Source organism: Bradyrhizobium elkanii USDA 76 (genome assembly GCF_023278185.1).
Taxonomy (GTDB): Bacteria; Pseudomonadota; Alphaproteobacteria; order Rhizobiales; family Xanthobacteraceae; genus Bradyrhizobium; species Bradyrhizobium elkanii.
The window spans coordinates 5,753,882-5,774,549 of sequence record NZ_CP066356.1 but is presented as its reverse complement, the minus strand read 5'-3'; the positions used below and the strand labels follow the sequence as shown (position 1 = coordinate 5,774,549).

Annotated in this window: 21 protein-coding genes; 17 read left to right on the top strand and 4 right to left on the bottom strand. The window is 62.7% G+C overall.

What is annotated here, in order from left to right:
* Positions 1 to 235: 235 nt before the first annotated feature.
* The 3 genes from JEY66_RS28120 to JEY66_RS28110 all read left to right on the top strand — a co-directional run bounded on the left by JEY66_RS28120 (position 236) and on the right by JEY66_RS28110 (position 3,375).
* Positions 236 to 2,080, top strand: a complete 1,845-nt coding sequence (locus tag JEY66_RS28120) for a sensor histidine kinase (protein ID WP_018270985.1) — start codon at positions 236 to 238, stop codon at positions 2,078 to 2,080.
* Positions 2,081 to 2,198: 118 nt separating this feature from the next.
* Positions 2,199 to 2,831 (top strand): response regulator transcription factor, encoded by a 633-nt coding sequence (locus JEY66_RS28115; protein ID WP_075968889.1) that lies wholly within the window; start codon positions 2,199 to 2,201, stop codon positions 2,829 to 2,831.
* A gap of 169 nt (positions 2,832 to 3,000) precedes the next feature.
* On the top strand, positions 3,001 to 3,375 hold the full coding sequence (locus JEY66_RS28110) for a response regulator (protein WP_018270986.1): 375 nt from the start codon (positions 3,001 to 3,003) through the stop codon (positions 3,373 to 3,375).
* Between the two features lie 16 nt (positions 3,376 to 3,391).
* Here the strand turns inward: JEY66_RS28110 and JEY66_RS28105 are convergent, their stop codons facing one another.
* Positions 3,392 to 3,973 carry an invasion associated locus B family protein gene (locus JEY66_RS28105; protein ID WP_018270987.1) on the bottom strand — a complete coding sequence of 194 codons (582 nt, stop codon included), beginning with the start codon at positions 3,971 to 3,973 and terminating at the stop codon, positions 3,392 to 3,394.
* Positions 3,974 to 4,000: 27 nt separating this feature from the next.
* Positions 4,001 to 4,888: an alpha/beta hydrolase family protein gene (locus JEY66_RS28100; RefSeq protein WP_026192601.1), complete on the bottom strand. Its 888-nt coding sequence runs from the start codon at positions 4,886 to 4,888 to the stop codon at positions 4,001 to 4,003.
* A 164-nt stretch (positions 4,889 to 5,052) separates the two neighbouring features.
* Between JEY66_RS28100 and JEY66_RS28095 the strand changes: the two genes are divergently transcribed.
* The 3 genes from JEY66_RS28095 (at position 5,053) to JEY66_RS28085 (ending at position 10,203) form a co-directional block, all read left to right on the top strand.
* The gene (locus tag JEY66_RS28095) at positions 5,053 to 6,747 is read left to right on the top strand and encodes a SulP family inorganic anion transporter (RefSeq protein ID WP_018270989.1); all 1,695 of its coding nucleotides are present in this window, start codon (positions 5,053 to 5,055) and stop codon (positions 6,745 to 6,747) included.
* A 180-nt stretch (positions 6,748 to 6,927) separates the two neighbouring features.
* The gene (locus tag JEY66_RS28090) at positions 6,928 to 9,678 is read left to right on the top strand and encodes a decarboxylase (protein WP_018270990.1); all 2,751 of its coding nucleotides are present in this window, start codon (positions 6,928 to 6,930) and stop codon (positions 9,676 to 9,678) included.
* A gap of 90 nt (positions 9,679 to 9,768) precedes the next feature.
* Positions 9,769 to 10,203: a hypothetical protein gene (locus JEY66_RS28085; protein WP_026192602.1), complete on the top strand. Its 435-nt coding sequence runs from the start codon at positions 9,769 to 9,771 to the stop codon at positions 10,201 to 10,203.
* 41 nt (positions 10,204 to 10,244) lie between these two features.
* Here JEY66_RS28085 and ppk2 read toward each other — a convergent pair whose 3' ends face one another.
* Together ppk2 and JEY66_RS28075 are read right to left on the bottom strand one after the other, a co-directional pair.
* The gene (ppk2, locus tag JEY66_RS28080) at positions 10,245 to 11,045 is read right to left on the bottom strand and encodes a polyphosphate kinase 2 (protein WP_018270992.1); all 801 of its coding nucleotides are present in this window, start codon (positions 11,043 to 11,045) and stop codon (positions 10,245 to 10,247) included.
* A 23-nt stretch (positions 11,046 to 11,068) separates the two neighbouring features.
* Positions 11,069 to 11,524: a hypothetical protein gene (locus JEY66_RS28075; protein WP_018270993.1), complete on the bottom strand. Its 456-nt coding sequence runs from the start codon at positions 11,522 to 11,524 to the stop codon at positions 11,069 to 11,071.
* A 156-nt stretch (positions 11,525 to 11,680) separates the two neighbouring features.
* On the opposite strand from JEY66_RS28075, the gene JEY66_RS28070 reads away from it, so the two are divergent.
* The 11 genes from JEY66_RS28070 to JEY66_RS28020 all read left to right on the top strand — a co-directional run bounded on the left by JEY66_RS28070 (position 11,681) and on the right by JEY66_RS28020 (position 20,649).
* Positions 11,681 to 12,118 carry a hypothetical protein gene (locus tag JEY66_RS28070; protein WP_018270994.1) on the top strand — a complete coding sequence of 146 codons (438 nt, stop codon included), beginning with the start codon at positions 11,681 to 11,683 and terminating at the stop codon, positions 12,116 to 12,118.
* Positions 12,111 to 13,343, top strand: a complete 1,233-nt coding sequence (locus tag JEY66_RS28065) for an HlyD family secretion protein (RefSeq protein WP_018270995.1) — start codon at positions 12,111 to 12,113, stop codon at positions 13,341 to 13,343. The genes JEY66_RS28070 and JEY66_RS28065 overlap by 8 nt, the downstream gene beginning before the upstream one ends.
* Positions 13,344 to 13,367: 24 nt before the next feature.
* Entirely contained in the window at positions 13,368 to 13,781 is a 414-nt protein-coding gene (locus JEY66_RS28060) for a hypothetical protein (protein ID WP_041482636.1), read from the top strand.
* 91 nt (positions 13,782 to 13,872) lie between these two features.
* The gene (locus JEY66_RS28055) at positions 13,873 to 15,207 is read left to right on the top strand and encodes a TAXI family TRAP transporter solute-binding subunit (protein WP_210291425.1); all 1,335 of its coding nucleotides are present in this window, start codon (positions 13,873 to 13,875) and stop codon (positions 15,205 to 15,207) included.
* Positions 15,208 to 15,294: 87 nt separating this feature from the next.
* Complete coding sequence (locus tag JEY66_RS28050; RefSeq protein WP_041482804.1) at positions 15,295 to 16,980, top strand: DUF3300 domain-containing protein; 1,686 nt, start codon at positions 15,295 to 15,297, stop codon at positions 16,978 to 16,980.
* On the top strand, positions 16,977 to 17,909 hold the full coding sequence (locus tag JEY66_RS28045; RefSeq protein WP_018270999.1) for a DUF2950 domain-containing protein: 933 nt from the start codon (positions 16,977 to 16,979) through the stop codon (positions 17,907 to 17,909). The genes JEY66_RS28050 and JEY66_RS28045 overlap by 4 nt, the downstream gene beginning before the upstream one ends.
* Before the next feature lie 17 nt (positions 17,910 to 17,926).
* Positions 17,927 to 18,361, top strand: coding sequence for a hypothetical protein (locus tag JEY66_RS28040; protein ID WP_244620874.1), 435 nt, complete (start codon positions 17,927 to 17,929; stop codon positions 18,359 to 18,361).
* A 243-nt stretch (positions 18,362 to 18,604) separates the two neighbouring features.
* On the top strand, positions 18,605 to 18,901 hold the full coding sequence (locus JEY66_RS28035; RefSeq protein ID WP_016842236.1) for an HdeA/HdeB family chaperone: 297 nt from the start codon (positions 18,605 to 18,607) through the stop codon (positions 18,899 to 18,901).
* Between the two features lie 23 nt (positions 18,902 to 18,924).
* Positions 18,925 to 19,218 carry an HdeA/HdeB family chaperone gene (locus JEY66_RS28030; RefSeq protein ID WP_018271001.1) on the top strand — a complete coding sequence of 98 codons (294 nt, stop codon included), beginning with the start codon at positions 18,925 to 18,927 and terminating at the stop codon, positions 19,216 to 19,218.
* 249 nt (positions 19,219 to 19,467) lie between these two features.
* On the top strand, positions 19,468 to 19,698 hold the full coding sequence (locus JEY66_RS28025; protein WP_038374749.1) for a hypothetical protein: 231 nt from the start codon (positions 19,468 to 19,470) through the stop codon (positions 19,696 to 19,698).
* A gap of 213 nt (positions 19,699 to 19,911) precedes the next feature.
* Positions 19,912 to 20,649: an outer membrane protein gene (locus tag JEY66_RS28020; RefSeq protein WP_018271002.1), complete on the top strand. Its 738-nt coding sequence runs from the start codon at positions 19,912 to 19,914 to the stop codon at positions 20,647 to 20,649.
* The last annotated feature ends 19 nt before the right edge of the window (positions 20,650 to 20,668 follow it).

The following is a 20,668-nucleotide window of genomic DNA, read 5'->3' as shown; positions in this document are numbered from 1 at the left end:
GGTAACGACTGTTGCAGCGTCCGCGGCGGCTCGAAATGCTTGTCCGCGCGCAAATGACTACGACAGGGCCCGGCCAGTCTCTATTGGTCTTGAGGTCATTGTCCTAAAGGACAGGGTGCGCCAAATGCGGCAATTTGTTCGTAATTGATGCGCACCATCTTAGATTACTTTTCAATTTTCACGGCGATAACCGGGTGCTACTTTTTGAACCCGTTGGTCTCCGGCTCCGAACGCTATGGGCAAGGCAATTCGGCTCTCTGGCCTGGTCATCCTCCTGGCTGCGTTGTTGGCGCCGGCCGGCCTCCAGGCGCAACCGATGCGCCCGCATTCCATGCTGGTGCTGGACCAATCCGATCGACGTGGCCCCTTCTACTACCAGGTGTTCGTTGGCTTGAGGGATGCGGTGAGCGCCCACGGTCACGCACCGACCACCGTCTACACGGAGAGCCTCGATCTCAATCGGTTCGGTGGCGAAGCCTATCAGGAGGATTTCCGGCGATTCCTCGAGGCAAAATATCGCGATCGGCCGATCGGCGTGGTGGTCACCATTGGAGCGGCTGCGCTTGAACTTGCGCTCCACTGGCGTCCGCAGCTCTGGCCCGATACGCCAATCGCGTTTGCGCTGGTCGAAGAGGCCGATTTCAAGCGATTGCGACCGCCTGCCTTTGTGACCGGCGGCATCGTGGCATCGAAGCTCAAGGATGCCGTCACGGCCGCTCGCGCCGTCGTGCCGGAGCTCAAGACCGTCGCGCTCGTCGGTGCGGACTGGGAGCAGCAGGTTCTGTTTCGCAATTGGAAAGACCAGGCCGCGGCCGGCATTCCGAGCCTCGACATCATCGAGATCATCGCACGTCCGATGCCTGATATCGTCGAGCAGGTCGCAGCGCTTCCCGACCATAGCGCGATCATCTACACGGGCCTCTATAGCGACGGGAAGGGCAACTACTATCCGCCCTCGGATGCCCTCTCATTTGTCGCGGCGAAGGCAAATCGTCCCATCGTGGTTCCGGCGGAGACGTTCCTCGAACCGGGCGGCATCGGCGGATTTGTCATCGTCCCATCCCTGGTCGGTGCCGAAGCAGCAGGCAGGGCGCTGCGGATTCTGGATGGCGAGGAACCGGAAAGCCTCCCACCGTCGGTCATCGATGTGGTGAAGCCGATTTTCAACTGGCGGCAGATGCAGCGCTGGAACGTCAGCGAAGCCAACCTGCCACCAGGCAGCGAGATTCGCTTCCGCGAACCGACCTTCCTGGAAAAATATCGTTGGCGGGCCGTCGCCCTGGCCACGGCATTATTGGTTCAAACAACTCTGATTGCGTTTCTGCTACATGAGCGTCACATGCGGCGGAGCGCCGAAGTCGAAGCCCGCAATCGCCTGTCTCAGCTCGCCCATATTAATCGGCAGGCGACAGCCGGAGAACTCTCGTCCTCGATCGCCCATGAGCTCAACCAGCCGCTCGGCTCGATCCTGACCAATGCCGAGAGCGCGGAGCTGATCCTCGCTTCGCCGACACCCGACCTTCAGGAGGTGCGGGAAATCATTTCCGACATCAAGCGCGATGATCTGCGTGCAAGCGAGGTGATCCGCAGGATGCGCAGCCTGCTGAAGCGTGCGCCATTTGAGAAGAAAGAGATCGACCTCAACCAAACCATGCGGGAAGCATTCGATTTCCTCAAGCTGCAGGCCTCGGCGCGCAACGTCGCAATCTACCTGCAGACCTCGCCGCAGACCCTGCGGGTGAAAGGCGACCCCGTCCAGTTGCAGCAGGTCATTCTCAACCTCGTGGTCAATAGCATGGACGCGATGGCCAAAATGCCCTACGGGCGCACCATCATCGGTCGGACGGAGGTCAATGGGGACGCGTCAGCGGTGATTTCCATTTGCGATTCAGGTCCGGGAATTCCCCAGGACAGGTTGAACGATATCTTCGATCCGTTCTTCACCACAAAGGAGCAGGGCATGGGCATTGGCCTGTCCATCGCGCGGACGATCGTTCTGGCGCATAGTGGCCAGCTCTGGGCCGAGAACCAGTCTGGAGGAGGCGCGGTATTCCACCTCTCACTGCCGCTGGCGGCGTAGCGCGTTTGGGTCTTGTTTGCCGAGGTGCAAGGTTCGATTTACGACCAACGCAGTATTTTCAGCCATGGCTGATGGTCATTCAATAAGTAGCGGCGATCGGCAGGCGGTGGAGCCAATAATGCACGCTTACGTGCACATAGTTGACGACGACGCCTCGTTTCGTACAGCGCTCGAGCGCCGGCTCAAACTTGCAGGCTATCGGGTTGCTACGTATGCATCGGCCAGTGAATTGCTTGGCCAATTGCCCGACGACGAAGAGACCGGCTGTATCCTGCTGGACGTACGCATTCCCGGAATGAGTGGTCCGGACCTGCAGCGTCGCCTCAACGAGCTGGGATCGACGCTCCCGATCGTTTTCCTGACCGGATATGCCGATACAGCGACGACAGTCCAGGCGATCAAGGCAGGTGCCGAAGATTTCTTGACCAAGCCGATCGCGTCGGAGCAGCTGATCGAGGCGATCAATCGCGCCGCTGCGCGGCACGAGCTGGCTCGTGGCCGGCGAACCAGGCTCGACTCACTGCGCGCGCTGCTGGCGAGGTTGACCCCGCGCGAGCGGCAGGTGTTCGACCTGATTGTGCGCGGTCGGATCAACAAGCAGATCGCTCACGAACTTGGCACGACCGAACGCACGATCAAGGCGCATCGTCACCAGGTCATGGAGAAGATGCAGGTGCAGTCGCTTGCCGAGCTGGTGTCGATCGCGGAGCAGCTCGGCACGCGCGCGTCCGGTGGCGAAGTCAAGGCTTGATCTGCCGCGCTGCTCTGCCCCTCCTGTCCCATGGTACAATATGAAAGCTCTGTGACGCGGCGTATCTCCGATATCGGCCGCGAGAATATTGCGCGCCGGTAGCCGCTTGACGTGCCCTTTGTCCATGCGCGAGCGAAGGTCATTCAGCGATAGGTAGAGGCTTCAGGATTTGCCGACCGCGAAACTCGTTTTCGTCGTGGATGATAATCCCTCGATGCTCCGTGGAATCGGACGGCTTCTACGGCAGTTTGGATTTGCATCCAGGCTATTCGAGACCGGAAGCGCGTTACTGAAACATGGCAGCTTTGACAGCGCGGTTTGTCTGATATTGGACGTCAATCTCAGCGATGGGTCCGGGATCGAACTGCGGCACCGCCTGGCGGATCAGGGCATAAAAATTCCTATCATCTACATCACCGGAAATGACAGCCCGGCGACGCGCATGGCGGCAATGGCATCGGGATGCGTCGCTTATCTGACCAAGCCATTCACGGCCAATTCGCTGATCCAACCGATTGAACGGCTACTGGCCGAAGTGGTCTAGCGGCCAGTGGTCTCAATCATTCGTCGATGACTTGATCGAGCGTCAGCGCGGGCGCTCCCTTGCGCACGGTCGCAAAGCGGTCGAGCGGGACCGATGTCGTCATCGTCAGAATGCTGGTGTCGACGACCTCGATCGAGAGCGTCTTTCCGCCATCCATGTCCTCGAGAAGCTTGGGATCGGCGACGTCGGCCGCGATGCACATGTTGGTCACGCACCAAGTATAAGGCAGGCGATAGGCTTGCTTCTGGTCTACCGATAGCTTGACGCCGGCCTGCAGATACATCCCGACCGGCAGGAATAGCTGGACGCGGTCGGTGCCGTCCTCTCGCTCGATCAGATCGACGCGAACGGCCGTCTGCCCGGTTGGGAAGGCGCCGGTGATCGTCGTTCGGCATAATGTCTTGGCGCCGGCAGCGTTGAAGCAGAGCTTTCGCCACTCGCCATACTTGATATCTCGTACCGGCGGGCGTGTCCCCCGCGGGGCCACCTCGCCACCGTCCTTCGCCGCAGCCGGTGGTGAGGGCGTCTGCTGACCGTGGGCGGCACTGATGCCGGCCGCAAGCAGCACCGACTTCGCCAAGGCACCATATCGGACCATGGATGCTCCTCCAGCGGAAAGGGCCGCCTAGCGAACCTTGTTGAGAAATCGTTCGACCAAGGGCGACCATGTGGGAATGGAATCGGGAGAGCCGATCAGGAAATGCCCTTCGTCGCCGAACGGCGGCAAAAGACGGTATTCGGCACGACCGCCGGCACGCGAGAAGGCCTCGTGCATTCGCTTTGACAGGGCCGGGCCGAAAAACGTGTCGTTCTCGATGTAGAGCCACAGCATCGGCACCCGCGAGGTGTGGCCGAACGCGCCGGTCGCTTCGACCAGTCTGTCGGGAGCGCAATTGTTGTTGGGCTTGCCGTCGACACGGCCGCCGCGGCCCGCCGCGAAGGTGATGATGGCCTTGACCTGCGGCGGATTGAGGCTCGACAGGGCAATCGCCGCCCAGCCGCCGGCCGACTGTCCGACGACGATCACGTCCTTCGGCACGATGCGCCTTTCGGCGGCCATGTAGTCAATGATCCAGAGATCGACCTGGGCGACGGCGAGGCCCGCATCGTGGAAATTCGGATCGGTGCATTTGCCGATCTTGGAGAAGAACGGGCCATAAAGACCGCGTTCAGGAATATCGATGGCCGCCGCGCCATAGCCGGTACCGACCGGCGCCACCACGAGGTAGCCGCGCCGTGCAAACCACATTGCGGCATCGCGAAATTCGACCAGCGGGAAGAAGCTGCGATCCCTGGCGTTCAGTGACACGCCATGGTTCATGATGACCAGCGGGAAAGGACCGTCGCCGAGCGGACGGACCAGATAAGCGAACATTGGCAGCGGCGTCGGCAACACCCAGATCTCTTCCTGGATGCGCTGGGGTGACTGTTGGTCATCGGCGCGTGCTGGAGCGGTCAGGCCAAGCAACAGCAGCGCTGCGGTTGCGAGGGTCCGTAAGCGGTGCTGACGCATGCCATGCGCTCCGGCAGTCATCTGGCAAATGTGCAGGTCACGACGATCGAGCCGCGCAAGATCAGAAGCACATTGAAGGCTGCAAGGCTTGATCTGAATCAACGCGCATCGGACCCGCCGGCGCAACCACATGCGACCATTTGTGGCGTGATACGGCGGGCTTGATGTCGATCCAGGCAGAGACGAGTTGGATGCGCTGGTTTCCGCCGGCGAACTGGCTCGCCGACTACCGCGCATCCTGGCTTGGGGCGGACGCAATCGCCGGGGTCACGCTGGCGGCCTACGCGATCCCGGTGTCGCTGGCCTATGCGGGGCTCGCGGGTCTGCCGCCGCAGATCGGCGTCTATGGCTATCTGCTCGGCGGCGCGGGCTACGCCCTGCTGGGCTCGTCCCGGCAGCTCGCGGTCGGACCCACCTCGGCGATCTCGCTGATGATCGCCGGCGCCGTCGGCATATTGGCCGGCGGCGATGCCGCGCGTTATGGGCAGATTGCCAGTCTCGTGGCCTTCAGCGTCGCAGTGCTGTGCCTGATCGCCTGGCTGTTCAAGCTCAGCCTGCTGGTGCGGTTGATCAGCGATAGTATTTTGGTGGGCTTCAAGGCCGGAGCGGGCCTCACCATCATCATGAGCCAGCTGCCCAGCCTGTTCGGCGTCGCTGGAGGCGGCCACAACTTCTTCGACCGCGTGATCAAGCTTGCCGGCCAGCTCGGCGATACTAGGCCGCTGGTGCTCGGCATTGGTGTGGCTGCGACGGTGTTGCTCCTGCTCGGCGAGAAGAGACTGCCCGGAAAGCCCGTTGGGCTGGCGGTGGTCGCGTTGTCGATCCTCGCGGCCAGCGCATTCGGGCTCGCAGAGCTGGGTTTGCCGGTGACCGGGCCGATCCCGACCGGGTTGCCGACGATCTCGCTACCGACCTTTGGTCTGCTCGAATTTGACGATCTCTTTCCGATCGCCGCCGGATGCCTCGTGCTGGCCTATGTGGAAGGGGTGTCCGCCGCACGAAGCTTTGCGGCAAAGCACGGTTACGCGCTGGATGTCAGGCAGGAGTTTCTGGGACTCGGCGCGGCCAATCTCGCCGCAGCCTTCGGGCATGGCTATCCCGTCGCCGGCGGGTTGTCGCAGTCGGCCGTGAATGACGCCGCCGGCGCACGCACGCCGCTGGCGCTGGTGTTCTGTTCGGCAACCCTCGCGCTCTGCCTGCTGTTCTTCACGGGCCTGCTGACCAATCTGCCGAAGACCGTGCTCGCCGCGATCGTTTTCTCAGCCGTCTACAAACTGGTCGATATTGCGGCGCTCGCCAGAATGTGGCGGATCAGCCGGATCGATTTCTATGCCGCTATCATCGCGCTGGTGTCCGTGCTGTTCCTCGGGATATTGCAGGGTGTGCTGCTGGCGGCCGTCGCCTCGATCTTCCTGCTGTTGTTGCGCGCGTCCCAGCCCAATATCGCGTTTCTGGGCCGTCAAGCCGGCAGCGGGCGCTATTCCGACCGGGCACGACACGATGACGTCGAGCCCTTGACCGGGATCATCGCGTTCCGCCCGGAGACCTCGCTCCTTTATGTCAATGCCGAGACGATCTTCGAGACGGTGCTGGCGGCGCTTCGGACGTCGCCGGACGTCAAGCTGGTGGCTTGTGACCTGTCGGCCTCGCCGTTCATCGACCTTGCGGGTTCGCGCATGCTGCACGACCTTCATCAGGAGCTCGCATCGCGCCAGATCACATTCTGCATCGTGGGCGCGCACGCGCAGTTGCGGGACCTGCTTCGGGCCGATGGTCTTGCCGACAAGACCGATAGCGGCGACTGGATGCGTACGCTCGACAGCGTATTGAGCAACAGGAAGCCGCAGGCAAGCATCTAGCGTGCCGAGCGGACTGCTGCGACATTCCGGTCTTGTTGCGTCGTCAAGACGTCGCGATCATGCGCGCTTGGGGGCTGCCTCAATGCAGCTTGCAGCTTGACTTGGATCAAAGGGCGCAATGGGCCCGGTTTGTACGATTCGACGGAACCAGCGCTGAGATCACGAGATCGGGAGATACTCATGGCCAACGACGCGAAGCCGGCACAGCAGCGCATCGACCAGTTCTTCTCCGGGCCCGGCGGACGGGCCGACAATTGGCGCGATCTGGTCGAGGCGGCAAAGACGTGGAGCAGGGGCGGCGACCGTGCGCCGTATGACGCGGCGCTGTCGGCGCTTGCGGTCACGGAGGAGTTTCACGGCTACCCGGGCCTGCGCTTGATGACGGCGCTGAAGGAAGCCGCGACGGCCGGCGACGCCGCCACCTCGCATATGCTTGCGGCGCGGATCGCGCAAGCGATTCAGACAAAATCCTTCCGCCAGCATGCAGGTGACTGGAGCACGCAGGATGACGGCAATGGCGACGTTCCGGATTTGCTCCCGCCAACGCTCGGACATTCGGCTGCGCGACGTCCTTACTTCGAGACCCTGATCGTGACCGGGGTGCCGGCCAGCAACTGGCCGGGACTCCTGGCGGAATGGCGCAAGCTGCGGCGTCCGCTCGACGCCTTCATCTATGAGCCCGTCGTGGTAGGTAGTCTCGAGGACGCCTTCTGTGCGGCAATGCTCAACCCCAACATTGCGGCGGTCGTGATCAATGAGGGCTTCGCCCTGCGTTCGCGTCACGATGCGCCGGTGCTGCGATCCATGATGACCGCGATGGGGCTCAGCCAAGAGTCCGACGCGTCTGCGTTGGGGCTGGCCCACATCCTGAAACGGGTTCGTCCCGAACTCGACATCTACCTGATGTCCAACCGCGACGTGGAAGCCATCGCCGGCGATCCCGAGGCCGACGTGGTGCGCCGCGTGTTCTACTCGGTCGAGGATATCCTCGAATTGCACCTTTCAATTCTGGAGGGCGTGCAGGATCGCTTCGACACGCCGTTCTTCGACAATCTGAAGAAATATGCGCAGCGGCCGATCGGTACCTTCCACGCGCTGCCGATCGCGCGCGGCAAGTCGGTGTTCAAGTCGGACTGGATTCGCGACATGGGCGAATTCTACGGGCTGAACCTGTTCCTTGCCGAGAGCAGCGCGACCACCGGCGGCCTCGACAGCATGCTGGAGCCGACCGGCAACATCAAGAAGGCGCAGGAGAAGGCCGCGCGCGCGCTCGGCGCCGACCGCGTCTACTTCGTGACCAACGGCACCTCGACATCCAACAAGATGGCGGTGCAGGCGCTGCTGGGTCCCGGCGACATCGCAATCGTCGACCGCAATTGCCACAAGTCGCACCACTACGGCATGGTGCTGGCCGGCGCGCAGCCGCTCTACGTCGAGGCATTCCCGATGACCGAATACTCGATGTACGGCGCGGTGCCGCTGCAGACGATCAAGCAGGCGCTTCTGAACGCGAAGGCCGATGGCCGGCTCGCCCGGGTCAAGATGATCGACCTGACCAATTGCACCTTCGACGGCCACATCTACAACACGCGGCGGGTGATGGAGGAATGCCTCGCGATCAAGCCTGACCTGATCTTCCTCTGGGACGAGGCCTGGTTCGGCTTCGCGCGGTTTTCGCCGTTCCTGAGGCGGCGAACCGCGATGGGCGCGGCGAACGAGATCGAAGCCTGGATGCGCGATCCGAAATCGGTCGCCGCCTATGAGAAACAGCAGGCCGAGCTCGGCAAGAATCCCTCCGACGAGGTGCTGCTCAAGACCAGGCTGATCCCCGATCCGCGCCAGATCCGGCTGCGCGTCTACCAGACCAATTCGACGCACAAGTCGATGTCGGCGATCCGCCAGGGCTCGATGCTGGCGGTCAAGGACATCGAATTCCACACCGTCGAAGCGCAGTTCAAGGAGGCCGTATTCACGCACGCCTCGACCAGCCCGAACCAGCAGCTGATCGCCAGCCTCGACGTCTCGCGCCGGCAGATGGAACTCGAGGGGTATGGACTGGTGGCCAATGCCATGGAGATCGCGTTCGCCATCCGCAACGCGGTCAACACCAATCCGTTGATTTCGAGGTATTTCCGCGTTCTCGGCGCGGATGCCATGGTGCCGAAGCAATACCGCCAGAGCGGCTTCACCGACTATCTGGCGGCCGGGACCAACTGGGCGAGCGCCCTGAAGAGCCTGAACGACGACGAGTTCTGCCTCGATCCGACCCGGATGACGCTGGTCTGCGGCACCGCCGGGTACGACGGAACGTCGTTCAAGGGGCTGCTCGCCAGCCGTTACAACATCCAGGTCAACAAGACCTCGCGCAACTCGGTCCTGATCCAGTCCAACATCAACAACACGCGGAGCGACGTCGCGCATCTCGTCCGGGTGCTGGCCGAAATCTCCGGCGAAATCGATCGCAGCCTGGCCAGGGGCGGCGCGAACGCCAGGGTCGACTTCGACATGCGGGTCAACAGCCTGATGAAGGACGTCCCCGACCTGCCGAACTTCTCGCATTTCCACGATGCCTATCGCGGCGATGCCGGCACGAAGACGAATGAGGGCGACATCCGCGGCGGGTTCTATTCGGCTTATGACGCTGCAGGATGCGAATATATTCGCCTGAACGATCCCGAGATCGACCGGCGCCTGAAGAACGGGCCCGATCTCGTCTCCGCAAGCTTCGTGATTCCCTATCCGCCGGGCTTCCCGATCATGGTGCCTGGCCAGGTCGTCACGCAGGAGACCATCGATTTCATGCGCAAGCTGGATGTGAAGGAAATCCATGGCTACGACGCGGCCGAGGGCCTGAAGCTCGTGACGACCGAGGCACTGGCCAGGAAGGGCAAGCCGCGAGCGGCCGCGCCGAAGTTCAAGGCTGCATCATAAACGAAGGAGAGTCCGCAAGGCGTCTTCGCATTCTTGCGGCGATGAGTCTTGCGCAACAAGCGTAACGCAACCGGTTCCTGGAGGGACACGATGAGAAAAATGAATTTGATCGGAGCTCTTGCTATGCTGGCGATTGGATTGGCCGGATTCAGCACGTCGTCGCTGGCTGAAACCGGCTCGGTCGCCGTCATCTTCACCAAGGGTGGATTCATCGTTGGTGTCGGAGGCGGCGAGGGCGTATTGACCCTGCGCGGCAAGCGCTATCCGTTCACGGTGTCGGGCATGAGCGTCGGCTTCACGATCGGCGCTTCGACCACCAAGCTGGTCGGGCGCGCCCTCAATCTCAGAGGGCCTGCCTCGATCGAGGGCTCCTACAGCGCTGCAGGCGCCGGTGGGGCGATCGCCGCGGGCGCCGGCGGCGTGCAACTGCAGAACGCCAATGGCGTGATCCTGCAGCTCAGCGGCCCGAAGGTCGGCGCCGAAGTGTCAGCCGCCGTGGGTGGGGTTACCATTCGCTTGAAATAGGTCCGGAGTGATCCAGGCCGCGCCCGGCGCGGCCCGGAGCTTTAGTAGCGTTCCTCGACGAACTTCATTCCGCGCAGTCCGGCCTGATCGTTGTAGCGACCCTTGTTGGAGCGCTGGGGTAGCTTGACCTTGTCGCGCCTGACCCGTCCGTGAGGAATCGTCTTCAGCAGGAACGCGATGCAGTTCAGCCGCGCCCGCCGCTTGTCGTCGGAACGGATGACGTTCCAGGGCGCGTGCTTCGAGCTCGTCGCCTTGAACATCAGGTCGCGCGCGCGGGAGTAATCATACCAGCGGCGGTAGGATTCCGTGTCCATCGGGCTCAGCTTCCACTGCCGCAGCGGATCGTCGATCCGGGCCCTGAAGCGGCGCTCCTGCTCATCCATCCCGACTTCGAGCCACAGCTTGATCAGGATGATGCCGCCCTCGATGATGTATTGCTCCATTTGCGGGCAGAGCGAGAGAAACCGCTTGTGCTCCGCCGGGGTGCAGAACCCCATCACATATTCGACGCCTGCGCGATTGTACCAGCTGCGATCGAAGATCACGATCTCGCCAGCCGCCGGAAACTGTTGCATATAGCGTTGGAGAAAGAGCTGGGTCTTCTCACGATCGGACGGCGCGGGCAGTGCGACCACGCGAAACACACGCGGGCTGACCTTTTCAGTCAGTGCCTTGATCGTCCCGCCCTTGCCGGCCGCATCGCGTCCCTCGAACAGGATGATGACCCTGAGATTGTTCGCCCTCACCCATTCCTGAAGATGACAGAGCTGGACCTGCAGCTTCTGCAGCTCCTTCTCATAATCCTTGCGTTTCATCTTCTCCGCGGACTTGTCTTTCGCCATGGATCCCCGTCCGTCGTTTTCAACTAGTCGCCCCAGGCAATGACGATTCCGATATCGCCGGGCATGCCGCCGGGGTAATCGACGATCTGATAGCGGATGCGGTAGCCGCGCGGCTGCAGGTAGTCAGCCCAAAGCTGGTAGATTTCCTTAGGTATGCCCGTCAGCGTCTTCTCCCAGCCGGCCTCCATCTGATTGATGGCTCGCCCCTTGTCGGTGCACAGCGTATTGGGAAAGCGATAGACCTGCACTTCGCTCAACCCGTTGCGCACCGCCCGCTGAATCACCGTCGACGCCAGTTTGACCTTCTCGTCCTCGCTGAGCCCGGAGGGCTTGCTCAGCCGCTCGATCAACGCGCGCTTCTCGGCTTCGATGGCAGCCGCACGCTTGGCGTGCTCCTCGGCTTTCTCCGCTTCCTTGAGCGCCGCCTGCTTCTGGATTTCGTGTGCCTTGGGGATCAGATCATCGATCTTGTCTCGCATGGCTGGGGACTCCTAAGCCCGATCTTCCACCTTGCCCCCGGAACGGTAGGGATGAGCCGACCGGCTTCCTTGATCCAGATCAAGCAAGCGCGATAGGATCGTCAGCAGTGTCGATCAAGATTCGCTTGCGGTGTTATTGCGACCGGGAGACTTGGCTTGAGCGAACAGATGCATCCGGCGGCCCCCCATCATCTGCCGTTTTTCATTCCCGGCGCCGACGGGTCGGACACCCTGATGGTGGTGATGGGCATCTTCCTCGTAGCCACAGTCTTCTGGGTTGGCACTCTGTACTGGAAGCTGCACAGCCTGCCGGAGCGCATGGCGCACAAGAGCCAGAAACTTCAGTTTGAGATCGTCGCCGTCCTCGGCCTGATATCGCTGTTCACCCACATGCATATCTTCTGGGTCGCCGGCCTCTTGCTGGCACTCATCGACCTGCCGGATTTCGGCACGCCGATGCGCAGCATCGCCGATTCCGTCGAGCGCATCGCCGACGCCACGCCGGGCGCTGCCGAACCGGAAGCCGAATCCGTACCTGACGGCAGTCCCGACGTCCGGACGCCCGCGAAGCAAGAGGTGCACAACCATGCTTGAGCTGATGATCTGCTCGCTGGTGACCATCCTGCCGGATTACCTCTACCGCCGCTATCGGCAAGGCAAGCGGTTCGGCAAGGAGATCACGTTCTTCTCTGTCTGGTACGAACTGAGATGGGGGATCACCGGCTGCCTGATGCTCACGATCTCGCTGATCACGATGATCTTCTACTTTCATCCCTCGACAACTTCCGCGGCGATCTACTTCAGGACAGTGCCGATCCTGCCCGAAGGTTCCGGTCGCGTCGTCGAGGTCAATGTCGACTTCACCGCGCCGGTGAAGAAAGGCGACGTTCTGTTCCGGCTCGACAGTTCGAAGCAGGAGGCCGCACTCGAGACCGCCAAGCGAAAGATCGCCGAGGTCGATGCGTCGTTGATCGCGGCGCAGGCCGACGTCGTCAAGGCGGACGCTCAGATCGGGGAGGCGAAAGCCTCCTTGCAGCAGGCCAAGGACGAGCTGGAGGTGAAGAGCGAGTTGCAGCGCCGCAATCCCGGCATTGTGCCGCAACGTGACATCGAGAAGCTGCAGGTCCTGGTTGATCAGCGGCAGTCCGGCGTCGATGCCGCCGGCGCCGCCAAGCAATCGGCAGCGCTACGCGTCTCCACGCTGTTGCCGGCCGAGAAGGCGAGCGCCGAGGCCGCGCGGGCGCAGGCGCAGGTGGATCTCGACAAGACTTTCGTCCGTGCCGGCGTCGATGGCCGCGTCGAGCAATTCCTGGTTCGCCCCGGGGACCTCGTCGCCCAGATCATGCGGCCGGCCGGAATCATGATACCGGACGAAGCGGGCCGCAACAGGTTGCAGGCGGGATTCGGGCAGATCGAGGCCCAGGTGATGAAGCCCGGCATGATCGCGGAAGCCACCTGCATGTCGAAACCCTGGGTGATCATTCCGCTGGTCGTCACCAGCGTGCAGGATTTCATCGCCGCCGGCCAGTTTCGGGCCAGCGAGCTGTTGATCGACCCGCAGAGCCTGCAAAAGCCAGGTTCGATCCTCGTGTTCCTGGAGCCGCTTTACAAGGGCGGCCTTGACGGCGTGACACCAGGCAGCACGTGCATCGTCAATGCCTACACCAGCAATCATGACGTGATTGCCGATCCGAAAACCGGCACGTTAAAAGGCCTTGCCCTGCACGCCGTCGACGCGACTGCACTCGTTCATGCCTTGCTGCTTCGGATTCAGGCTCTGCTGCTGCCGATCCAGACGCTGGTGCTCAGCGGTCACTGACGGGCGCGAACAGGGAGACAGCCCATGAGACCGGACCGTAAGCTTCGCGCAATCGTGGCGACAGGCATGATCTTCGGATTGCCGGGTTACGCGCACGCATTCGATCTCACGGGTGCCTGGGCCACGAGCGCCGAGCAATGCCGAAAAGTGTTCGCCCACAAGGGCAGGGCGAACCAGCTGACCTTCACGAACTTCTCAGGCGTCTATGGCGGCGGATTCATCGCCGAGCCCGATCGCCTGCGGGGCAAGTTCGAGAACTGCAAGATCAAATCGCGCAAGGACGACGGCCAGACCATCAACATCATCGTCGGCTGCGCGTCCGGAATCATGGTATCGAATGTGCAGTTCTTCCTTAAGGCCGTCGACAACGATACCATTACGCGCCAGTTCCCGGGCATCGAGGGGATGGAGGTCAACTATCATCGTTGCAAGATCTAGAGGCGTCCGCTCCCCGCGCTGGCTCCGCGCCGCCAGACCGTTGTCGGCTGAGGCCGGACCGATTGGGTGATGCGCCGTGGATCCCAGCAGGTTGCCGAGGTCATTGCGCATCGCCCTGGTGGCCGGCCTCGTCCTTTTGGTTGGGGGCGCAGGCTTGCTGGCCTATCGCTGGTACGAGCGGCCGACGACCTTGACGATCGCAGTCGGGTCGGTGGACGGCGAGGCCGGCAGGCTGGTCTCGGCGATCGCGGGGAAGTTTGCCCAGTCGAAAGCGCCAGTCCGGCTCAGCCTGGTCCAGACGCCGGGACCGCTTGAGTCTGCCAAGGCATTCGCGTCCGGAAAGGTGGACCTCGCGGTCGTGCGTGGAGACGTCGGCGATCTCTCGCAGGCCCAGGCCGTTATCGTGTTGGCCCACGCCACCGTCCTGTTGGTCGCGCCGCCCGGCGCTGCGATATCCGACGTAGCGGAGTTGAAGCGCGCCACCATCGGCGTGATCGGCGCCGAAGCCAATCAGAAGCTGATCAAGGTGCTGACCGATGAATACGATCTGACGCGCGCGGGCGTGACGTTCAAGCCGCTCGCCCCCGCGGACGCGCGCCGGGCGCTCGATGCCAAGGAAGTCCGGGCGATCCTGCTCGTCATGCCTTTGACCGAAAAATATCTTTCGCTGCTGCGCAATGTCTTCTCGCGCACCACGCGAGCCGGCCCGGTGATGATCGCCATCGAGTCCGCCGGAGCGATCGCCGAAAAGGAGCGCGCCTATGAAAGCTTCGACGTGCCGAAGGGGACCTTGCGCGGCTCGCCGCCTGTTCCTGCCGACGACCTGACGACGCTGCAGACGTCGTTCTATCTGGTAGCGCAGAAGAAGCTCGGAAATGACCTGATCGGCGACCTGACGCAGTCGATCATGAATGCGCGACGGGATTTGCTTGCCGAGTTGCCGGCACTCTCCCAGATCGCGACGCCCGATACCGACGCAGGCGCCTACATCCCGGTGCATCCGGGGGCGGCGGCGGTCTATGAGGGGACCAGGGAGAGTTTTCTCGACCAGTGGGGCAATGCGATCTTCCTGGCGCCGATGATCGCCGGTGGACTTGCGTCCGTGCTTGCGGCAGCGTGGAAATTCCTCCGACCGGTCGAGACACCGAGCCGCGAGGAGGCGCTCGACACGCTTTATGCGTTGGGGCGCCGGATTCGCGCGGCCGGGCGTGAGTCGGAGCTGGAAGAGATCGAGCGCGAAATCGACCAGGTGCTGCGAACGCAGCGGGACCAGCCGGTCGCGGACGACAAGGCCGAGCGCGCCGTCACGGCGGTGAACGTTGCGGCCCATCGGCTCGAGAACCTGATCCACGATCGCCGCATCCACCTTGCGTCGCGACAGCCGGGCCAAGCCGAAAGCCAAATCGAAGGCCGAGCCGAAAGCTGAACGGAAGGGCCGTTTCCTTGATCTTGATCAAGGAGGGGACGGGACCGTGGCCGATGTTGTCGACCGTTGGTGTCGATGGAGGTCGCGATGTTCCGTTGGGGCAAGACTCTGCTTGCGGTTGTGCTGGTGTCGGTGACGTCCGTTGCCGCAACCGCGCAGACTGCCGACAAGCCGCCGGCCCAGGCCAGCCAGCCGGCCGCGGCAACAACGCAGCCTGCCGATCAGCTCCTGAAGCCGGAACAGCTGGAAGCCCTGGTGGCGCCGATCGCGCTTTATCCGGACTCGCTGCTCGCCAACGTGCTGGCGGCGTCGACCTATCCGCTCGAGGTCGTGCAGGCCGATCGTTGGCTCAAGGAGCGCAAGAGCTTGAAAGGGGATGCACTGAAGGCCGAGGTCGACAAGCAGGCCTGGGATGACAGCGTGAAGGCGCTCGCGAGCACCGCCGACGTGCTCGCGATGATGAGCGACAAGATCGATTGGACGAAGAATCTGGGCGATGCCGTGCTGGCGCAGCAGCCCGACGTCATGGATGCGATCCAGCGGCTGCGCAGCAAGGCGCAGGCCAACAACAAGCTGGTGACGACCAAGCAGCAGAAGGTCAGCGTCCAGACTCAGGAGAGCAAGCAGGTTATCGTCATCGAGCAGACCGATCCGAACACGGTCTACGTGCCCTATTACGATCCCGCGACGGTCTATGGCGCGTGGCCCTATGCAGACTATCCGCCGTATTATTTCGGCTATCCGTCCTATATCGGCGCCGGGGTGATCGCGGCAGGTCTTGTCTTCGGCGCCGGATGGGCGATCGGACGTTGGGGCAATTATTGGGGCGGCGGCTTCAACTGGGGCAATCGGAACGTCTATGTGAACAATTTCAACCGGGTCAATAACATCGGGAACAGCTGGCAGCACAATCCGGCGCATCGCCAGGGCGTCCGCTACAACAACAGCAACGTGCAGCAGCGCTTCGGCGGCAACGCCAATCGGGCCGGTGCCAGCGACCGGATGGATTTTCGCGGCCGCGATGGTCAGCAGGTTCTCAAGCCCGGCGGCGATCGCCCGGGCGCAGATCGCGCCGGTGACCGGGCAGGAGACCGCGGTGATCGCGCCGGAGATCGGGCTGGAGACCGTGGAGGCGACCGCGGCGGAGACCGTGCGGGCGATCGCGGCAAAGGCGGCGACCGCGCAGGTGCCGCTGATCGCGCCAAGGGCGGCGACCGCGCCGGCGCCGGCAACAAGGCCAAGGGCGGGGGCGATCGCGCAAAGGCCGCCAACCGCGGCAATGCCGGTAACCGCGCAGCTGCGGCGAATCGTGGCGGTGGCAGTCGCGGTGGCGCCATGAACGTATCGTCCGGACGGGCGGCTGCGGCGGCATCGGCGCGCGGGCGATCGAGTATGGCCAGCATGCCGCGCGGCGGCGGCGCAAGTTTTGCCGGCCGTGGCGGCGGCGGAGGCGGCTTCCGCGGAGGTGGCGGCTTTCGCGGCGGCGGCGGCGGTGGACGACGCTCCGACATCGCGCTCAAGCACGATATCGAGCTGCTTGGACACCTCGCCAACGGCCTAGGCTACTATCGCTTCAGCTATCTCGGCAGCAACAAGAGCTATGTCGGCGTGATGGCGCAGGAGGTCGAGCAGATCATGCCGGCGGCGGTGACGCGCGGCGCCGACGGCTATCTCAGGGTCTATTACGACAAGCTTGGACTCAAGTTCCGCAGCTACAACGACTGGCTTGCCGCCGGCGCGAAGATTCCATCCCCGTCGGAGGCATCACGATGACACGCTCCTCGGACTCGCGACTGGATCGTATTGCCTCGATCGGCGTGGTCGCAGCAACAGCACTCGCCTTGCTGCTGTCTCCTGCGCGCGCGCAGCAAGGCTTCCCCAATCCGGAAGACGCGGCGTCCGCCTTGGCAACCGCGGTCAAGGCCGGCACCAGTCGGGCGATGCTGAAGGTGCTGGGCCGCGATGCCGCCGATATCATCGAGTCGGGCGACGATGTCGCCGACGCCAATGCGCGAGAGAGCTTTCTTTCCGCCTACGACGCCAAGCATTCGATCAAGGCTGACGGCAACAAGAGAGCCACCTTGATTTTGGGGAGGGACGATTTCCCGCTCCCGATCCCGCTCGTCAACAACAATGACGGCTGGAGTTTCGACGCCGCCGCGGGACGTCGCGAAATCCTCTACCGCAGGATCGGCCGCAACGAGCTGGCCGCGATCCAGACCTGTCTTGCCTATGTCGACGCACAGAACGAATACGCAGAGAAGGATCGCGGCGAGGGTGTGGGCGCCTATGCGCAGCGCATCGTCAGCAGGCCGGGCAAGACGGACGGGTTGTTCTGGCGCGACGACAAGGATCCGAGCCCGCTCGGCGAGCTGGCGGCCCAGGCCGCCGCGGAAGGCTACAAGGTCGGCGAGCAGAGCATGCCGTACCACGGCTACTACTATCGGATCCTGAAGGCACAGGGCTCCGACGCTCCTGGCGGCGCGCTGAACTATGTCGTGAGGGGCAAGATGATCGGTGGATTCGCGCTGGTCGCCTATCCCGCCGAATACGGCAATTCCGGCGTCATGACCTTCCTGGTCAACCACGCAGGCACGGTCTATCAGAAGGATCTCGGCTCACGCACCGATTTCCTCGCCAAGCGCATGGTCGTTTTCGATCCGGATCAGACCTGGAAGAAAGTGGACCCGGCAAATCCCTGAGCGAGGAGGGGACCGCAGTGACGCGATCCGTGATCCGTTCCGTCATACTGGCGCTTGCGGCGATGGTCCTATTGGTCGCGCCATGCTTCGCGCAGGCCGTCGGCCACGTCCAGGTCAAGTTCGTAAAGGCGGCGCTCGTCGTGGGTGGCGGCGGCGGCAACGGCACGTTGACCTACCGTGGGCGGCACTATCGGTTCATCGCGTCCGGCTTCAGCCTCGGCGTGACGGCCGGTGCGTCGGTGACCTGGCTGGAAGGCACCGCCTCAGGCATCAGGGACGTCAACGATTTCGCCGGCAGCTACACGCTGGTCGGAGCAGGCGGCGCATGGGCCGGTGGCGTCGGCGGGGTGAGCCTGCGAAATGAACAGGGCGTTGTGCTCATGCTCAAGGGACCGAAAGCAGGATTGGAATTCGCCGCCAATCTGGGCGGCCTCACGATTTCGCTGCGGTGAACTCGGGCTCGATTCGCCCTGCCTCAGATGGGCCGCACGTGGAAGGTGCCTCCGCCGCGCGACGACCAGCGTCCGGGGGGCGGCACTGAGGGATGGATTGATCTATCTCAAGGCCGGGTCCGAGGCTCAGGTTCAGCCTTCATTTGAGGTGCTGACGCAAGCAAGGACTCCGGTCCTTGTCTGGCAGTGAGGGCGCAGATCGCTGGATAGAAATCACTGTGCACGGAGCTTGGGAGAAATCGAATGAACAAAATCACTGTGTGCCTGGCGCTTGCCGGTGCGGCGTTGTCGAGCCCGCTGCAAGCTCAGACCAGCATCGATATGGCGCGGATAACTTGCTCGCAATACCTCGCCATGTCCCCGGGCGATTCTTCCGTGTTTTCTGCCTGGATGAGTGGCTGGTTCAATCAAAAGAAGGGATACGTCTTCGTCGATCTCAACGCGTATGCGCGAAATGTCGCAAGCGTGAAGGCGTGGTGCGCGATTAATCCCACTCAGACCGTGATGGCCGGCCTTGAGCGCTCCACGGCCGGCCAGTGATCAAACAGGGTTGGAAGATAACAATGAAACCATCGATTCTTGCAATTGCGACTGTTGCACTCCTCGCCACCAGCGTCGTGGCCAAAGCGCAGGTCGTCGTCGATCTGTCCCTCATTACCTGCAAGCAATTGCTGGAGTCGGATCAGGAACGACAAACGCTGATCAGCTCCTGGATGTCGGGCTATTTCAGCGCATCGAAAAATCTGACCGTCGTCGATTTTCGCTACGTCGAGCGAAACGGCAAGGTAATCGGCAAGTACTGCAAGTCGCACAAGGCAGACACCGTAATGAATGCGATGCAAAAGAACTGGCGCTGATCATCGTTGTTGCGAACGCGCAGGCATTGGACGGCATCATTGTCCTTTTCGGGTCGGAGGTGAAGCCCCGCGATGCCAACGGTCGGCAGGCTCGTCGCAGTTCACTCGCGCTTCTGATCGAATCGCTCCTCCCTCAACTCGGGCCGCGGCGCCCGTATTTTTACGGTCCGCGCCCTTGACCAAGGTCAAGGCGCGGCCACCGGCCAGATGGTGTGTCGCTAGGGCTGTTCGCTCTTGCCCGGTGTCGCAGTGTCGGCCATCTGGTATGTCACTTATGAAATTCGCCGACGTGGTCTGCTGGCTCGAAGGGCGCGCAGTCCTCGCGAGACCAGGACATTTGCCAGCGAATCGGAAGCCAAGGTATTCGCCCGGTCAAAACTGGACGAAGGGCTGGTCGTGTTTGCCGGCACCATCAATCCGCACCTCCCCAGGCAATTGATCCCGTCGCAGAACATTGCCGATTGGCTCGTCGAGCAGTGAGCCGGCGCGGCGCCGCCTCTCCGGCAGGACGAGCTTCGTGCTGCACCGAAGTTGAACGCGGAGTCCGAGCACGGTGTTTCGTTTGCCCTTGAGTGTTGCCATTTTGGCACGTGGCTTTTCGTGACTCACATCTAGGCTTCGACCACTGCCCCGATTGGGCGAGCGCAAGGACTGCTTTTCTCGATTAACGCGAAGAGACCCGGAGATCATTCCATGAAGAGATTTTTGCTTTCTGTCGCCGCGATTGTCGGCATGGCCACGCCGGCGTTGTCGGCTGACATGGCTGTCAAGGCGGCGCCTGTGCCGGTCCCTCCGCCGGTCTACAACTGGACCGGCTTCTATATCGGTGCGAATGGCGGCTGGGGTGAGAGCCGCACCTGCTGGGATTTCCTCCCCGCCCTCGGAGGTGTCGTGGCCGACGGGTGCAGTTCGCGCTCCGGCGGCGTTTTCGGCGGACAGCTCGGTTATCGCTGGCAGGCCGGCCAGTTCGTCTTCGGCCTGGAAGGACAGGGTGATTGGGCGGACCTGAAGAGCTCGCGCCTCAGCCTGATCGATCCGAGGTTCTCGACGACAACGAAGACCGACGGCCTGGGTCTCTTCACCGGCCAGCTTGGCTGGGCCTGGGATGCCGCGCTGTTCTACGTGAAGGGCGGTGCAGCGGTCACCAGCAATCGCTATGACATCTGGACCACGGTCGGCGGAATTGGGGTCGCGTCGGCGACGTCGACCCGCTGGGGCGGCACCGTCGGCGTGGGCTTCGAATACGGCTTCACTCCGAACTGGTCCGTCGGGCTCGAATATGACCGTCTTTTCATGGGCGATGCGAACAACACTTTTTCGGTCGTCAATCCCATCGTGGCCGGCGCTGCCAACCGGATCGGACAAGACGTGGATCTGCTGACGATACGCCTGAACTATCGCTTCGGCGGGCCGGTCGTCGCGAGATACTGATCTTCGTGACATGTAATTT

Coding starts and splice junctions, on each gene's coding strand:
- JEY66_RS28120 (WP_018270985.1), top strand. CDS start 236: ATGGGCAAGGCAATTCGGCTCTCTGGCCTGGTCATCCTCCTGGCTGCG.
- JEY66_RS28115 (WP_075968889.1), top strand. CDS start 2,199: ATGCACGCTTACGTGCACATAGTTGACGACGACGCCTCGTTTCGTACA.
- JEY66_RS28105 (WP_018270987.1), bottom strand. CDS start 3,973: ATGGTCCGATATGGTGCCTTGGCGAAGTCGGTGCTGCTTGCGGCCGGC.
- JEY66_RS28100 (WP_026192601.1), bottom strand. CDS start 4,888: ATGCGTCAGCACCGCTTACGGACCCTCGCAACCGCAGCGCTGCTGTTG.
- JEY66_RS28095 (WP_018270989.1), top strand. CDS start 5,053: ATGTCGATCCAGGCAGAGACGAGTTGGATGCGCTGGTTTCCGCCGGCG.
- JEY66_RS28090 (WP_018270990.1), top strand. CDS start 6,928: ATGGCCAACGACGCGAAGCCGGCACAGCAGCGCATCGACCAGTTCTTC.
- JEY66_RS28085 (WP_026192602.1), top strand. CDS start 9,769: ATGAGAAAAATGAATTTGATCGGAGCTCTTGCTATGCTGGCGATTGGA.
- ppk2 (WP_018270992.1), bottom strand. CDS start 11,045: ATGGCGAAAGACAAGTCCGCGGAGAAGATGAAACGCAAGGATTATGAG.
- JEY66_RS28075 (WP_018270993.1), bottom strand. CDS start 11,524: ATGCGAGACAAGATCGATGATCTGATCCCCAAGGCACACGAAATCCAG.
- JEY66_RS28065 (WP_018270995.1), top strand. CDS start 12,111: ATGCTTGAGCTGATGATCTGCTCGCTGGTGACCATCCTGCCGGATTAC.
- JEY66_RS28060 (WP_041482636.1), top strand. CDS start 13,368: ATGAGACCGGACCGTAAGCTTCGCGCAATCGTGGCGACAGGCATGATC.
- JEY66_RS28050 (WP_041482804.1), top strand. CDS start 15,295: ATGTTCCGTTGGGGCAAGACTCTGCTTGCGGTTGTGCTGGTGTCGGTG.
- JEY66_RS28045 (WP_018270999.1), top strand. CDS start 16,977: ATGACACGCTCCTCGGACTCGCGACTGGATCGTATTGCCTCGATCGGC.
- JEY66_RS28035 (WP_016842236.1), top strand. CDS start 18,605: ATGAACAAAATCACTGTGTGCCTGGCGCTTGCCGGTGCGGCGTTGTCG.
- JEY66_RS28030 (WP_018271001.1), top strand. CDS start 18,925: ATGAAACCATCGATTCTTGCAATTGCGACTGTTGCACTCCTCGCCACC.
- JEY66_RS28020 (WP_018271002.1), top strand. CDS start 19,912: ATGAAGAGATTTTTGCTTTCTGTCGCCGCGATTGTCGGCATGGCCACG.